13 protein-coding genes are annotated in these 15,045 nt (G+C 44.2%); 9 read left to right on the top strand and 4 right to left on the bottom strand.

All coding sequences use genetic code 11. The features are described 5' to 3' along the window. From ACUVJL_RS01475 to ACUVJL_RS01460, 4 genes are all read left to right on the top strand, one after another. A partial coding sequence (locus tag ACUVJL_RS01475; RefSeq protein WP_445244226.1) for a hypothetical protein occupies positions 1-254 on the top strand: 254 nt, incomplete at its 5' end. A gap of 243 nt (positions 255-497) precedes the next feature. After that, on the top strand, positions 498-2,660 hold the full coding sequence (locus ACUVJL_RS01470; RefSeq protein ID WP_445244225.1) for an SPFH domain-containing protein: 2,163 nt from the start codon (positions 498-500) through the stop codon (positions 2,658-2,660). A 272-nt stretch (positions 2,661-2,932) separates the two neighbouring features. Beyond that, positions 2,933-3,511 (top strand): ferric reductase-like transmembrane domain-containing protein, encoded by a 579-nt coding sequence (locus ACUVJL_RS01465; protein ID WP_445244224.1) that lies wholly within the window; start codon positions 2,933-2,935, stop codon positions 3,509-3,511. A 102-nt stretch (positions 3,512-3,613) separates the two neighbouring features. After that, positions 3,614-4,981, top strand: coding sequence for a WD40 repeat domain-containing protein (locus ACUVJL_RS01460; RefSeq protein ID WP_445244223.1), 1,368 nt, complete (start codon positions 3,614-3,616; stop codon positions 4,979-4,981). 95 nt (positions 4,982-5,076) lie between these two features. Here the strand turns inward: ACUVJL_RS01460 and ACUVJL_RS01455 are convergent, their stop codons facing one another. Next, positions 5,077-5,493: a helix-turn-helix domain-containing protein gene (locus ACUVJL_RS01455; RefSeq protein ID WP_445244222.1), complete on the bottom strand. Its 417-nt coding sequence runs from the start codon at positions 5,491-5,493 to the stop codon at positions 5,077-5,079. A 237-nt stretch (positions 5,494-5,730) separates the two neighbouring features. Next, complete coding sequence (locus tag ACUVJL_RS01450) at positions 5,731-6,039, bottom strand: type II toxin-antitoxin system HigB family toxin (RefSeq protein ID WP_445244221.1); 309 nt, start codon at positions 6,037-6,039, stop codon at positions 5,731-5,733. A gap of 142 nt (positions 6,040-6,181) precedes the next feature. On the opposite strand from ACUVJL_RS01450, the gene ACUVJL_RS01445 reads away from it, so the two are divergent. Both ACUVJL_RS01445 and ACUVJL_RS01440 read left to right on the top strand, forming a co-directional pair. Beyond that, a complete protein-coding gene (locus ACUVJL_RS01445) occupies positions 6,182-6,466 on the top strand; it encodes a DUF2470 domain-containing protein (protein ID WP_445244227.1) in 285 nt (94 codons plus the stop codon). A 199-nt stretch (positions 6,467-6,665) separates the two neighbouring features. Beyond that, positions 6,666-8,303, top strand: coding sequence for an AAA family ATPase (locus tag ACUVJL_RS01440; protein ID WP_445244220.1), 1,638 nt, complete (start codon positions 6,666-6,668; stop codon positions 8,301-8,303). 138 nt (positions 8,304-8,441) lie between these two features. Here the strand turns inward: ACUVJL_RS01440 and ACUVJL_RS01435 are convergent, their stop codons facing one another. Further along, complete coding sequence (locus ACUVJL_RS01435) at positions 8,442-9,518, bottom strand: DUF3616 domain-containing protein (RefSeq protein WP_445244219.1); 1,077 nt, start codon at positions 9,516-9,518, stop codon at positions 8,442-8,444. A 139-nt stretch (positions 9,519-9,657) separates the two neighbouring features. Between ACUVJL_RS01435 and ACUVJL_RS01430 the strand changes: the two genes are divergently transcribed. The 3 genes from ACUVJL_RS01430 to ACUVJL_RS01420 all read left to right on the top strand — a co-directional run bounded on the left by ACUVJL_RS01430 (position 9,658) and on the right by ACUVJL_RS01420 (position 12,934). Beyond that, complete coding sequence (locus ACUVJL_RS01430; RefSeq protein WP_445244218.1) at positions 9,658-10,092, top strand: hypothetical protein; 435 nt, start codon at positions 9,658-9,660, stop codon at positions 10,090-10,092. Between the two features lie 175 nt (positions 10,093-10,267). Continuing rightward, positions 10,268-11,371 (top strand): site-2 protease family protein, encoded by a 1,104-nt coding sequence (locus ACUVJL_RS01425; RefSeq protein WP_445244217.1) that lies wholly within the window; start codon positions 10,268-10,270, stop codon positions 11,369-11,371. Positions 11,372-11,542: 171 nt separating this feature from the next. Further along, entirely contained in the window at positions 11,543-12,934 is a 1,392-nt protein-coding gene (locus ACUVJL_RS01420) for a hypothetical protein (RefSeq protein WP_445244216.1), read from the top strand. Positions 12,935-13,124: 190 nt separating this feature from the next. Here the strand turns inward: ACUVJL_RS01420 and ACUVJL_RS01415 are convergent. Beyond that, the coding region (locus ACUVJL_RS01415; RefSeq protein ID WP_445244215.1) for a PAS domain-containing sensor histidine kinase at positions 13,125-15,045 on the bottom strand (1,921 nt) is incomplete at its 5' end.

Raw genomic sequence — 15,045 nt, 5'->3', positions numbered from 1 at the left:
GGACGGGCGGGACGCCCATCCCACAAACTTGTGGAAGTTATTTAATTCTCATTCCTTATATTGTGCGGCAAGGTTTAGTGGCGCTGCTGGATCGTGAATCATATCAATTCCGACAGTCAGGCCGGAATGAGCTCAAATCCTTGCTTCAAAAGTCGGGCGTAAAGTCGAATCAAGCTGCAACAAATAATTCGCGCAATTTTCATTTTTTTGACCCGCCCGTCAACAGTCAACAGTCAACAGTCATTAGTCATTAGTCATTAGTCATTAGTCATTAGTCAACAGTCAACATTCAACAATGATTCCCGTTTTTGACCCGCCCGTCAACAGTCAACAGTCAACAGTGAACAATGACGGACGGTGCAACCGGAATCGATATTACTGATAAATATGACTATTATGACCGCAAATAATGATAAATAAGACCTTAAGTTTTACGTCAAAACTTTTGATCGAGGCTAAGGTAGAGCTAATAGGACAAATTAGCCCTTCTCAAAAAAATGCTTTATTCATTTTTGTCCAAGTCTCAAGTCAAAGTCCGCGTTTTAAAACAGTTAGCAGCCGCTGTTTCGGCGTCTTTAGCCCTCAGTGCAACAACCAGTTTGAAACCCTCGCCGGTATTAGCGGCTAGCAATATCCCCCCCGCTAATCAAACCTCGACTCAGCTAGCCGCCCAACCAGATTCTAGCTTGCAGTTAGGGCAGTTGCGTACCACTGTTCCCGTGCAGACAATGCAGCTCGATCCGGGCGGATTTATCCCGATCGCGATCGGCGGTATGATAATTATTCTAGTGCTGCCGCTATTTTTTGGCGGATTGGTAGTAATTGGCGATCGCGAAGTGGGCATTGTCAGTAAAAAGTTTAGCTTCGGCGGCAAGTCTTTACCCCCCGGAGATTTAATTGCCTTAAACGGAGAAGCTGGATATCAAGCTGATACTTTGCCCCCCGGTTGGCACTGGGGTTATTGGCCTTTGCAGTACAACGTTCGCAAAGAGTCTCTGACTGTAGTTCCCCAAGGTGAAATTGCTCTGATTATCGCAGCAGGTGGTCAGTCAATTCCGCCGCAGCGCATCCTCGGCAAAATTACAGAATGCGACAATTTTCAAGATGCTCGCAAATTCCTCAAAGGCGGCGGCGAAAAAGGTAGACAACTCGGCATTGTGACTGGCGGTAGCTATCGAATTAATACAGCATTATTTACAGTAATTACAGCGGCAAATGCTGCCAAGCACGGGATGACAGCAGAACTATTGAAGCTGTACAAAATTGCCCCCGACAAAGTAGGAATTGTCACAACTTTTGATGGCGTTCCGATTCAAGATGGCGAAATTGCCGGCCCGATTATTCCGAATCACGACAACTTCCAAAACGCGCAAAAATTTATCGCCGCTGGCGGGCGGCGCGGTTTGCAGGAACAGGTGTTGCTTTCCGGTTCGTGGAACTTAAATCCTTGGTTTGTGGGCGTTGACCAAGTGGCGATGACCGAAATCCCGATCGGCTATGTCGGCGCGGTGATTTCTTATGTCGGCAAAACCTCGGAAGATGTCAGCGGTGCTGCTTTCACTCACGGAAATTTAGTAAATGTCGGCAATAAAGGCGTGTGGGTGACTCCTCTTTATCCGGGGAAACATCCGCTGAATACTCGCATTTTGAAAGTAGAGTTAGTGCCGACCACAAATATTGTTTTGAATTGGTCTGGTAAAACAGAACGGCACAGTTACGATTCTAAACTTTCGTCTTTAACCGTGCGTTCTCAAGACGGTTTCGCCTTTGATTTAGAAGTAGCTCAGATTATTCACGTTGGAGCCTTGGATGCTCCAAAAGTCATTTCTCGCGTCGGTTCGATGCAGAATTTAGTAGACCACGTTTTGCAGCCGACAATCGGGAATTATTTCCGCAATTCTGCTCAAGCTTATTCTGTATTAGATTTTCTCTCCGCAAGAAGCGGCAGACAAGCGGAAGCCGCCGAGTATATCAAAGCAGCTTTGCGAACCTACGACGTGCAGGCAATTGATACTTTAATCGGGGATATATTGCCGCCCGCAGAGTTAATGCAAACTCAAACCGATCGCAAAATTGCTGAGGAACAGTGCAAAACTTATGAGGTGCAGCAAGTAGCACAAACTCAGCGGCAACAATTGGTGCGGGAAACGGCGCTGGCTGAGATTCAACAAGAGATGGTGAAATCCGAGCAAGGTGTCAAGATTTCTGAGTTGAAAGCAAATTCTCAGGTGAAACAAGCTCAAGGCGAAGCTGAGTCGATTCGGGTGAAGGGAAATGCTCAAGCTGAAGCTTATCGAGCGGGTGTTGTGGCTTTGGGAGGTTCTGGTTATACGGCTTTGCAGTTAATGCAAATTATAGGCGATCGCAACGTGCGAGTTGTGCCAGATGTTGCGGTAACAGGCAACGGTAGCGGTGGCGGTTTGGTTGACGGTTTGCTGGGAATGATGATGTGGAATCAAACCAGCAAAAATGGAGAAAATGGAGCAGAATTACCTGTAGTTAACCTACAGAAATCGGAACCTGCTGCCAAGTTACCGATAGCCAAGGTGAATTCTGTTAAGCCGCCGGCATCTCGCGCTAATTCCCCTGTTGCGAATGCTGAGGCTGATATTAATTCGCGGTTTGATGAATTGCCGTTTGACGATCGATCTTTTAGTTAGGCTGTGCAGTTTGTAGTGAGGACTTCAATCCTCTCTTATGGAAAGGGGGTCTTACCAGTTTGTAGTTTGGCACCCTACCTAGCCCAATGTTCAGGTAATCTCCTCAATCTAATGTCAGCATTAGCTGACATTGGATTGAGTTAAAAACTCAACTTTTAACCAGCTATTTTTGCGAATACTTTTTATCCACTTAAAAGTTAATTGACATAGCGATTTTCCAATGCTAGCCTACGTAGAATTAAAGTTTACCTCTTTAGCAATAAGAGTAATTTATGCAACTTTCAACAATGGATTTAGACACATTTTCTCAGGCGAGTCTCCTGGGATTCGCAGCCTTAACAGCCTATATTCTCACACTGCTTCCCACAAATTTGAGAATGGTTTTCCCTATCACAAAAAAAACTGGCATTCCCCAATGGCTGCTGAAATATCGGCGCCTCATTGGTCTGCTTTCTTTCTTTTTAGCTGTACTTCACGCATTCATCTTTTTCAAACAAAGAAACTTTGATGTCTTCGATCTCAAAACTTATTTTGTTTACTTCCAGGGAGTATCAACATTCATTATTTTAACTCTTTTGGCTATCACCTCTAACGATTGGAGTGTGAAAAGACTCAAGAAAAATTGGAAAAAATTGCAGGGTCTCACTTACCTTGCTATGTTTTTAGTAACCTGGCATATCTGGGAGAGAATGACTGGTCACTGGACATATTTAACGCCTGTTGGAATTGCAGGTCTAACTGCCATAATAGTTTTATTCCTCTGTCGAGTCTTGATTCAGCGCCAATCTAGACAACAAAAACATCAGCTCAAAGAAGGCAAAGTAACAGTGGGAAACAAGACTGTGGGATAGCATTTTTTAAAGGTAGAATGTCGCAGAAACCTCCTCGCTCAATTCCTGGGCTTTAAATCGGGGAGTTTATTTTACATAAACTGAGTTTTGGAGGTCATATTTATGATATCAAAAGCATTTAAAGGGAAAGTTTCAGCAGCCTTGACATTAACAGCAGTTGTAACTGCAGCCGGCATCGGCGGGTCTAGGTCATTTTCCGAATCGGAAACAACTCTATCTCAGTTTAAACCGGGGCTGTTCAGTCAATATTTGAGCAGTTTTAAAGATAATTCAGGGTGGATTTACGCGATCGCACTCAGTCCAGACGGCAAAACTTTAGCCAGCGGCAGTTATCGCGGCATTATCAAAATCTGGAACTTGCAAACCCGCCAATTACTTTACACCTTAAAAGCACATACCGATGCAATTGAATCCCTCGCCATCAGTCCTGATGGCAATCTTTTGGCTAGCGGGAGTTGGGATAACCGGATTAAATTGTGGAATCTCAAAACTGGCATACTCATCAATACCTTGAAAGGTCATGCGGATGATGTCAAGGCAATAAGTATCAGTCCTAATGGAATGTTACTCGCTTCTGGAAGTACCGACAAAACTGTAAAATTGTGGAAGTTTCCCGAGGGCAAACTACTGGGCACACTTCCAGATACAGACTGGATTCAATCTGTCGCTTTTAGCCCAGACAGTAAAATTTTGGCAATCGGCAGCGAGAATGGAACTATCAAGATTTGGTGGCTTGATGATGGCGGTAATTACACGCTGACTGGGCATTCCGGGCCGGTGAAATCAGTTGTTTTCAGTCCTGACGGGAAAACTTTAGCGAGTGGCAGTGCGGATAAAACTGTTAAGCTGTGGCAGTTTACCAATGGCAAAGTTCTGCACACATTAACAGGGCATTCCGGCGCGGTGCTCTCAGTTGCTTTTAGCCCGGACGGACAGACTTTAGCTAGTGGCAGCTACGACAAAACTATTAAGCTGTGGAACGTGAAAACAGGTGAACTGAGGACAAATTTTGCGGAGCATTCTAAGCCAGTTTGGTCAGTCGCTTTTAGTTCTCAAGATACTGTCTTAGCCAGCGGTAGCGCAGATGAAACTATTAAGCTTTGGCCTGTACCTGTCCCGCTTGCGACTCAGGTTAACTCTCCAGTGCCAGAGGTAGAGGCAACACCTTCTGAAATTATCTCGCCCGGTGAAATTGCACAGTTGAACCGGAAAGTTTACGACCAAATTGACAATAGTTGGCGCTCGAATCCCAGCTTCAACACTTCATTAGTTTATCGCGTTACCGTGAATGAAGAAGGGGTAATTACCGATTGTCAGCCGCTGAACCAAGCAGCGAGTGATTTTATTCAAGAAGTTCCTCTTTCTTCCTTTCGTAAAGTGGCTCCTCAACCAAAGCATTTTAGTCAATTTAAGGTAGTGTTCAAACCCTCTGGGGTGATTGAGGTCAGCCCGTGGGATGGGTGGAGGTAATAATATTAATTATGAAAAGCTATGCAACAGAAATTTTTCATAGCATTACCCAAAGTTTTATTAAAACCAGGCCGCCCAAAACGCTCGCTTGAATTTCAAGCAGTTGTTTTAACTGGATGCAGCGGAAAGAAAACAGCCGGCGAGACGCAGAAAAACTCTGCAAGTTTTTGTATGTGTTCGGTTGTAAGTTGGCGCTTTTCACGGAGGATATCTGAGACAATAGACTCGGTTTTAAAAATACGAACTAGGTCTTTTTGTCTGAGTTCAAATTCTTCGATTAAAGCCTTTAATAGTTCTACTCCGTAAATGTCAGGTATGGGTTCTAAAGTTTGCTCGTACTGATAAACCATAGTTCCTAGTACATGGAGGTAGTCGCGTTCGTCTGGAGTTAGTTCGCCTTTGTCCAACAAAGAATCGATCACTTTTTGAGTTGCAGTTAATTCCTCTTCACCAGTTATGGGTCGGGGAGGAAATGTTTTGAGTAGTTCGATATAAGCGCTAGAGTTGTTCATGTGAGTATCCTATATTAAAAAAAGACAGGAATTACGCATATCCTCAATATATGTATAGCATTTCTCAGAAAGATGAGGTACGACTGGGCATAGGGCATAGGGCATAGGGCATAGGGCATAGGGCATAGGGCATACCTCACTTTTTTGAGAACCGCTATATGGTGTGAATGTAGGGGCAACTACGGGAATTGCCCCTATCCCTAGGATTATTGCGTAAGTTTTAAAATGATCACATTATCATTCATACCACGAGTCTTTTTTCCATTTATCTTCGTCATATTCTTCATGAGTAAGTACAGAGCGAATAAAAATTTTTTTAGGCCGATATTCATAATCTATGAAGGTAATCAGTCTGTAGTTATTACCTCTGATGTTAAAAACAGTAAAGTTTCCAACTATATCGGCTGAGGAAAAAACTGCTTTCACTTCAGCTAAATTTGACCACTCGGCTGTTGTTGCTCGTTTGTACCAAGAGCGCAGACTTGTTTCGGCATCAGGATACTTTTCCCAGAATTTCCTGAGTGCTGATTGAGAGATAACGTGCATATAGTTCCTGGATAAAAAACTAAATTACGCATCGATTGGACTCTCGCTAGAATCATTTGAATTTCATCTTAGCAAATTGCGAAGTATTTTGTCAACTCCGATCGCAGTACAATCGATCGATATTGCATATGAGGAATGTCCCATGTCAGAACAGTTTTCCACTGAGATTAGCGATCGCATCTGCACTCACATGAACGAAGACCACGCTAGTGCTGTAGTGCTGTACGCTCAAGCATTTGGCGGCAAACCGGAGGCGACAAACGCTCAAATGCTGGCTATTGATGCGAACGGCATGGATTTAACAGCTCAAGTCAATGGCGAAAGTTTGCCTATCAGAGTAAATTTCGATCGCACTTTAACAGATGCCGAAGATGCTCACCACACTCTTATTGAAATGGTGAAACAAGCTCGAAAAGTTGCTAGGTAGCCAACTGCTCACTATTCTGTTATAATTTTAACGTTCGCAGTACGGACTTTAGCCCGCCTAAATAGTTGTTAAGGAGTCAAGTCATTACTACAAACTTTGACTCCGCTTAAATGCTTTTTAAGGGCTAGAGTCTGTACGGGAAACAAAACATTTAATAAAGTTGAATATACATCTAAGATATCAAAAGATATCAAATAAAATGACAGAAAATTACCCCCACTCCCGAGAATTAGATGCCCTCAATGGCGGTAAAAATAACCCTTTCGAGGCACTGGTAAAGCGACTAGATTTGATGATTCGCGCCCGCTATTCGCTGCTGTACATTGTCGGGGCAGAGGAGGAACCGATCGAGGCTGTAATTGCCCAAGTAGCGCTGCAAGTAACTCCCACGCGCCGGATATTGCGGTGGGATCTCGTGCGCGGCTGGGAGGATAACGGTTCTGGGAAAGGTTCGGTAATGGCGGCGCTCGATCGCATCGGCAAAACTGCTGTTGAAGAATATACCATATTTGTCCTGCGGGATTTGCACCCTGTTTTGAAATATCCCTACACCGAAAAAAATGCGCCGGTAGTGCGGGAATTGCGGAATTTAACGCGGGAATTGAAGCGCAGCAAAAAAACTATCATCCTCACTTCTGTCGCCGTGGAATTGCCAGAAGAATTGAAAGAAGAAGTGACAGTAATTGATTTTCCTTTGCCGAACGTCCAAGAAATCGACAGTTTAATTTCCCACGTTGTGGAAAAGCCGCAACAGTTGCAAGTTAGCGGTTTAGCAAGGGAACAGTTGGTTAAAGCTTGTCAGGGTTTGAGCCGGGCTCGAATCGGGCGGGTTTTGGCTAAAGCTTTGGCCGCCAAACAGCAAATCAACGAATCAGATATTGACGGAGTTTTGGAGGAGAAACAGCAAGCAATTCGCCAGACGGGAATATTGGAGTTTTTCAATTCCCGAGAATCTCTAAAAAGTGTGGGCGGATTGGAGAATTTGAAACAGTGGGTAAAGATGCGGCAAGATGCTTTTACTGACGAGGCGCGCCGCTACGGAATACCCAATCCTAAAGGCGTTTTGTTAGTAGGAATTCAAGGAACTGGCAAATCTTTATCTGCGAAAACTATTGCTTGCGAATGGCGTTTGCCGCTGTTGCGGTTGGATACTGGGAGGTTGTTTGGTGGCATTGTCGGGGAAAGCGAAAGCCGCGTCCGGCAAATGATACAATTGGCAGAGGCGATCGCACCTTGCGTTTTGTGGATCGATGAAATAGATAAAGCCTTCGGCAACATTATCAGCGGTGGCGACGGCGATTCGGGAACTTCGCGCCGGGTATTCGGCAGTTTGATCACTTGGATGCAGGAAAAAACCAGTCCGGTGTTTATCGTCGCAACTGCAAATAACGTGCGGATTTTGCCGGCAGAGTTGCTGAGAAAGGGCAGATTTGATGAAATTTTCTTTTTGAATTTGCCCTCAGAATCGGAACGGCAAGATATCTTTAAAGTGCATTTGCAGCGTTTGCGGCCGACTAGATTGCGCGAGTTTGATTTGGGAGTTTTGGCGAAACGCGCTGAGAATTTTAGCGGTGCAGAAATCGAGCAAGTTGTAATTGATGGATTGTATCGAGCCTTTGGCACTTTTGTCAACGGACAGCGCCGGGATTTGATGACAGAGGATATTTTGAGGTCGATCGAGGATACTGTACCTTTAGCTGCGATCGCGCGATCGCAAATTGAAGATTTGAAGCGCTGGGCGGCGGAAGCGGGAGCGAGAACAGCTTCTAACGATACTCACTTAATTGATGAATTGAAACACTACAGCCAGCGGCGAAGGGATGCGATCGACAATTAACCCCACTTGTAGGGTGCGTCAGTTAAGGTCTAATTAATTCTCCCAAATATCTCCCCTTCTGACGCACCCTACTACTGCTACTAGCCTACAAGAGTTTATGGACAGTTATCTTAAACCTTTTTAGCGAAGACAGCGCAACTACGAACCTAATTTAAAAATATCCGCAAGAATAGCATTTTTTTCAACCATTCTCCCCGCATCCGGCGAATCGTAAACCACTAACAGCGAATTCTGCCTGTCCAAATATGGAAACAGGCTCAACCCCTCAGCATTGTCCGTACCAACTTTAAAAGGCAAGTCAAACAATACCTCCAAATCTCCCCCATCTTGTCCAGTAATACTGTCGCCCGATCGCCCTAAAATCCCCTTTAACCGAAAAACCCTCATCGCCCCCGATACAGTCATCGTCGGCCCGGCTAAAACAATCAAATCTTTCCCGTTCCAGCACAATTCTCGCACGCCCAAACCGTTCAAATCAACAAAATGTTTGTTGTACAATTTGCCTCCTTTCCCAATTTCCTTAAGCCTTAAAACTCCCGGTTCTGCCTCTTCAACTTCTATTTCTAAAATTATCGCCCAACCCCCCAGCACCGGCCCCCGCAAACCAAGCAAAATGCGATCGCCCCGCACCGCCAACCCTTCAATATCAAACCCATTTTCTTTACTCGGAATCGGCGCAGATAAATACAAGCCGAGGTGCCTGTCATCTTTCAGCGCATCAGTCAGCAAATTCCCCGTTTTTGTCCGCTGAAGGTATCCAGCTTTCAGTTTGTTTTTGGGATTTTCAGGATGGGAAATTGACTTGCACAAAGTCCCGTTTTTTACAGGAATTCGTGCCAGCAAATAGCGGTTGACCTCTGTCTCGATTTGTGTTAATTTTTCAATGTCTTTGTCGGGGTCTTTGCCTTTAGTTTTTTTGCGTTTTGTGCTGTGAGAACCGACCAGCCAAAGATAATCGCTGCTGAAATCCATTCCTTCGATATCGATTTCGCATTTTCCAGGTAGATCGATAAAATCTGCGAGCGCAAATCTTTGATGTTTTCCAAAAATATGAGGTCCGACAGGCGACAAACGCTCGAGGGAAGTCGTTTCATCGGAACCCACCCACAAATTGCCGTCTGGAGTTAAAGCAACAGCGGATAAGTCTGTAATAATATCAGCGGCTTCGCTGTTGAATTGCAGCAGCAGCCGGCCGAGCAAAAAAGATTCTGGCATAATGATTAGCACTAAAACTATTCTTAGGGTAAGTCATTATAGCTAAAGTTGCTTGAAACTCATAGGTTGCACCATTCTCAATAAGGCTTTTAGGGGCGGGCTCGCGTGTCCACCCCACAAGAAAGAAAATTCCTCTGTTGTGGAACAGGCATCTTGCCTGTTCATGACACAGGTGCAAAAAGAAAATTCCTCTGTTGTGGAACAGGCATCTTGCCTGTTCATGACACAGGTGCAAAAAGAAAATTCCTCTGTGGTGGAACAGGCATCTTCCCTATTCATGACAAAGGTGCAAAAAGAAAATTCCTCTGTGCTGGAACAGGCATCTTGCCTGTTCATGACACAGGTGCAAAAAGAAAATTCCTCTGTGGTGGAACAGGCATCTTCCCTATTCATGACAAAGGTGCAAAAAGAAAATTCCTCTGTGGTGGAACAGGCATCTTCCCTATTCATGACAAAGGTGCAAAAAGAAAATTCCTCTGTGGTGGAACAGGCATCTTCCCTGTTCATGACAGAGGTGCAAAAAGAAAATTCCTCTGTGGTGGAACAGGCATCTTCCCTGTTCATGACGCTTTGAGACAGGGGTTTTAACCCTTGGCGGCCCCAACCGCAGCCGGCGGTGATTATTCCGCAAACCGAACCTCCACAGACGGATAACACCCTAATTGAAGCATTAACATCCTCGTTACGTTTCGTTACGATAAGGAGACAGAGAGAAAAACCTCTCATTCGTAAAATCAGAGGTAGCCATTATGAACGGTACATTTCGCGTCGGCAACCTGTTTGGGATTCCCTTCTTTGTCAACGCATCTTGGTTTTTAGTTCTGGGTTTAGTAACCTGGCAGTACGGTGGCGCATTAGCTGCCCTGTTTCCCACCTTGGGCCCCGTAGCGCCCTGGATGCTGGGATTATTCACAGCGTTACTGTTATTTGCTTCCGTCTTAGCCCACGAATTAGGACACAGTTGGGTAGCCATTAAACAGGGAATTGGCGTGAAATCCATTTCGCTATTTCTGTTTGGCGGACTGGCTAATTTAGAAAGAGAATCCAAAACCCCAGCCGAAGCATTTTGGGTAGCCATTGCAGGCCCCTTGGTCAGCTTATTTTTATCCGGTTTGTTAACAGCGATCGGCATCGGTGCTGGTCTCACAGGCCCCGCAGCCGCCATCCTCGGACTTTTAGCTTCAATCAACTTAGCTTTAGCCTTATTTAACTTAATTCCCGGTTTGCCCCTCGACGGTGGCAACATCCTCAAAGCGATCGTCTGGAAAATTACCGGCAACCCTTACAAAGGTGTAATTTTTGCTAGCCGCGTCGGTCAAATAATTGGTTGGATTGCCATTGCTACAGGCTTATTCGGCAATATCTGGAATCTAGTAATCGGTTGGTTCTTACTGCAAAATGCCGGCAAATCTGCACAATATGCCACAGTGCAAAATCAACTAGCAGGGCTGACAGCCGCAGATGCTTTGACCCCCGAAAGCCCGATCGTCCCAGAACACTTATCCCTCAGAGAATTTGCCAACAACTACGTTATCGGTAAGGATCAAACCTGGCGTCGGTTCCTAGTTACCGATGATGCGGGACAATTGGTAGGGGCTCTCGACCTCGACGACCTCAAAACCATTCCTACCGGACGCTGGCCCGAAGTTTTAGTCAAAGAACTCGTCAAGCCGATCGAATTTTCCACAACCGTCAAACCCGAATTATCCCTCCTCGAAGTCGTCACCCTCCTGGAACAGCTTAAAGTACAAGAACTCCCCGTCATTCGCGAAAACGGCGTCCTCGTCGGACTTGTAGAAAAAGCTGAAATTGCCCGCCTGCTGCAAAGACGAGATCAAGCCAAGCCTGCTTGATATCCTCAGGTAGTTGACAAATAAGAGTTAACCCCCTCGATTTTCCCTTACAAAAAGGCGATCGGGGGGGTTAACTGTAGCTTGACAAAAGTCAATTCAAACAATAAATTATTAGCTGCAAATCAACGATGATAAGTATAATAGTGTATGGGTCATCTGAGCGAGGACGCTATGCGATATCAGCACTTTTCTTCTCCATCCGAAACAGCCAAGTCAAAAGTTTGGCCTGCTCTCACAAACAATATATTACCCGAGGGGCTCGCGCCTCAACCAACAGGTCAATTTAAAAAGTCCGAGCTGACTGTTCCAGCAGCTCAAGATATCATTTACAAATTTTTTATATCTCACATCAACAACTCCGCCTCAGAAGTAGTTTTGCAGCACTTTAAAAACATATTTATCGAACTGATTCCTCCAGCTAACCAGAAAATAATTCAAGCTTTACACACAATAATTGAATTTGAAAGTCAACTAGAATTTAACAACTTATTTAAACGCTGCTGTTACATCTTATTAAATAACTGGATCACTCAGAGAGAATACCAACTTGGTCGCGACTTAATTAAAATTATTAACGAGAGAACCCTCACCGAACCCCACCCGGACAATTGTCTCAAAATACTGAGAGTGTGGCTGACAAACTTTGCCCGCAGCAAAGACTATGAAGACCTCAAGTTATGTGTATTAAAGTACGCCGACTACCAGCCGATACCAAATCACTGGGCTTCTCGCTATCAGCCTTATTTGCTAGCCGCTCAATATCTAGATGCTAAAAACACCCCCGAAGAACGCCAAACAGCCAGACTATTGTCGCACCAGCTCAAAGACAAGTACAAGTTTGACCTAGCAATGTATACCTCTCGCTCTCAGTCTGCCGCATCCAAATTAAATAATTATCATAATCCCACACTTTTAGGAGATGAAGCCCTGCGTTTAATCAAAATAATTTTGGTCAACCGAGGCTCCTTCAGCTATCGCAGCTTAGCAAAGATTTTTATCAGTCAGAGTCAAAATATTACCTACAAGCAGTTTAAGGAATCTCTGATTAAGTATTTATTTGAGTACGACGAAAAACTTTATTTAACTCATATTTATCAAGAACAAATAATTAATATTTTAGATAATTTTCATACCGAAAATGACGAAGAAACTTTGACCACCGCCCTGCATCTGAGAACTTGCAATTATCTAATCAAATGTTTGACTGTGGAAAATTCCGGGGAACCGACAGCCTTATTTGTACTGTTCGCCACTAAACTCAATCCTTTAACACTAGCAATTATAATTCTCAAAATTATTTTGATTTCACCGTATTCTAGAACCTACTTAGAACTTTGTTGTGCTCGATTAATTCAATACTATCAAGATAACTCGGCTGCTGAATGTCAGTGGCTCATTAATTTTTTAGAAGTTTGCCAGATTGCTATAACTATTTATGGAGAAAATGTTCAGTATAATTTAGTGAATATGTCAGACAATCATCAAGAAGAACAGTTGTTTATTGACCTCGATAACTGTCGAGTTTTTTCTCAACAAAAACCAATCAAAAAAGATACAGATTAGTCATTAGTCATTAGTCATTAGTCATTAGTCAACAGTCATTAGTCAACAGTCAACAGTCAACAGTCAACAGTCAACAGTCAACAGTCAACAGTCAACAATTCGGACGGTGCAACCGGAATCGATATCAGTCATTAGGTGCGCAATGCGCACCCGACAGCAAGTTTATAGGGTAAAGTGGGCAATGGGCGCCCTACAGCTCAATTTCAGCCATCAAATCGAGTATTTTTTGATAATTAAAATTATATAGATAATTCATCAGGACTTCCGCAAAAGCATCATTCTCGCTGCGAATTTGCTCAATTATTGTAGCAATCAAGTCGAAGTCAGCCTGACGGACTGCTTGTTTTAGATTGTTCGTCCATTCTTGGGATACTTTCGGCATCGAGTCAAGCGTAAATATTGCTGCACTATCAGATATTTTTTCTGTTACAATACTTGAACTCTCCGATACATCATTGACTTCAACATATTTATTGATGACTTCAACCGGACCGGCTGCGGTAACAAGTTGAATGTCAAACTTGAAGACTGTGCCGCCTCCTACTTCGCTCTCGACGGTAATGTCGCCCCCCATTAATTTTATGAACTCGCGGCTGATATTTAATCCTAAGCCCGTACCTTTTTGAACTTTTTTACCCGATGAACTTTGCACGAATAATTCAAATATGCTGTCTAATTCTTCGGGGGAAATGCCAACTCCTGTATCGGCAATTTCCCAGTTAATAAATACCGCTTTGGGATTTTCAATAATCTTGAAAATTTCGCCTTTTTTCGGCTTAATTATTTCTTTTTTATTCTGCCTTATTGTGACTGAAATTGAACCATTTTTGGTAAATTTAAGCGCATTATCTAATAGATTAATCAGCACTTGTCGCAACTTAACATCATCAGCTTGCACGTATTGGGGAACATCGGAAGAGCAGTCAATAATTAATTGCAATCCTTTATTTTGCGCTGGAATTTGGAACATATTTTGCACGTCGCCGAGCAAGCAGTACAAGTCAAAACTTTTGGCGTTGAGTGTCATGCGCCCAGCTTCAATTTTAGATAAGTCTAAGACTTGATTGATCAGTTGGAGCAGGTGTTCTCCGCTGCGGCGAATAATTTGGATATTTTCTTTTTCCGGCAAACTTAAATTAGCGCTGGGTTCGATTAATTGAGCGAAGCCGAGAATGGCGTTGAGGGGGGTTCGCAATTCGTGGCTCATGTTGGCGAGAAAGATGCTTTTAGTTTTGTTGGCAGCTTCTGCGGCTTCTTTGGCTTGTTGGAGTTCTTGTTCTGCTTGTTTGCGATCGCTCGTATCAATGATTATGCCGTGCCAGACAATATCTCCATTTTCGCGCAATTCGGGTCGAGAATAACCTTGCAGCCATTTGAGTTTTCCCGATCGTGTCACAATCCGCCACTCGTGGGAAAATAGTTCGAGATCGGTCGCACTTTTGACCATTGCCTCGAAGTGACTGGCGCGATCGTCCGGGTGCATTTGTTCGTAGAATAAAGCAGAGTTGTTCTGGATTTCCTCCGGCTCTAATTCTTGAATTTCTCGGCACAGAGGACTGATATACTCCATATTGGCTGAGCCGTCGGGATGCTGCACGAATATGTAAAGTGCTCCCGGAACAGTGTTCGCTAATTTGTGAAACAGAGCTTCGCTTTTTTGCAAGACTAATTGTGCTTGTTTGCGCTCGCCAATCTCAATCCCAAATCCAAACAAGAAATCCAGGCTGCCACCAGAGTCGAGCACCGGTGTGCCGTGCCACTCGACTAACAAAGTTTGATCGCACTTTGTGAGAATAAGATGTTCGTTAACCGTTTGCTCACTCGCTGTGACGCGCTCAAAAATCGAATGTAATCCGGCTCGATCGCTTGGGGGTACAAATGTAGCTAAGTAATCTTTCCCCGTAACTTCAGCAGCAGTATAGCCCACAGCTTGCAGCATACAGTCATTCACCCGCAGGATTTTACCCTCCGAGTCGATCGCCACAAAAAAAATCGGAGAATTTTCGATAATCTTTAAGTTAAAGTCCCGCTCTTGACGGATAATTTTTTCAGCTTGCTGGCGTTCCTCAATTTCGACCTGCAAGCGGGCATTGATCGAGGCTAGCTCGATC

Origin of the sequence: Microcoleus sp. OTE_8_concoct_300 (genome assembly GCF_031383065.1) — a bacterium.
Classification (GTDB): Bacteria; Cyanobacteriota; Cyanobacteriia; order Cyanobacteriales; family Microcoleaceae; genus Microcoleus.
This window is presented reverse-complemented; position numbering and strand designations above follow the sequence as displayed.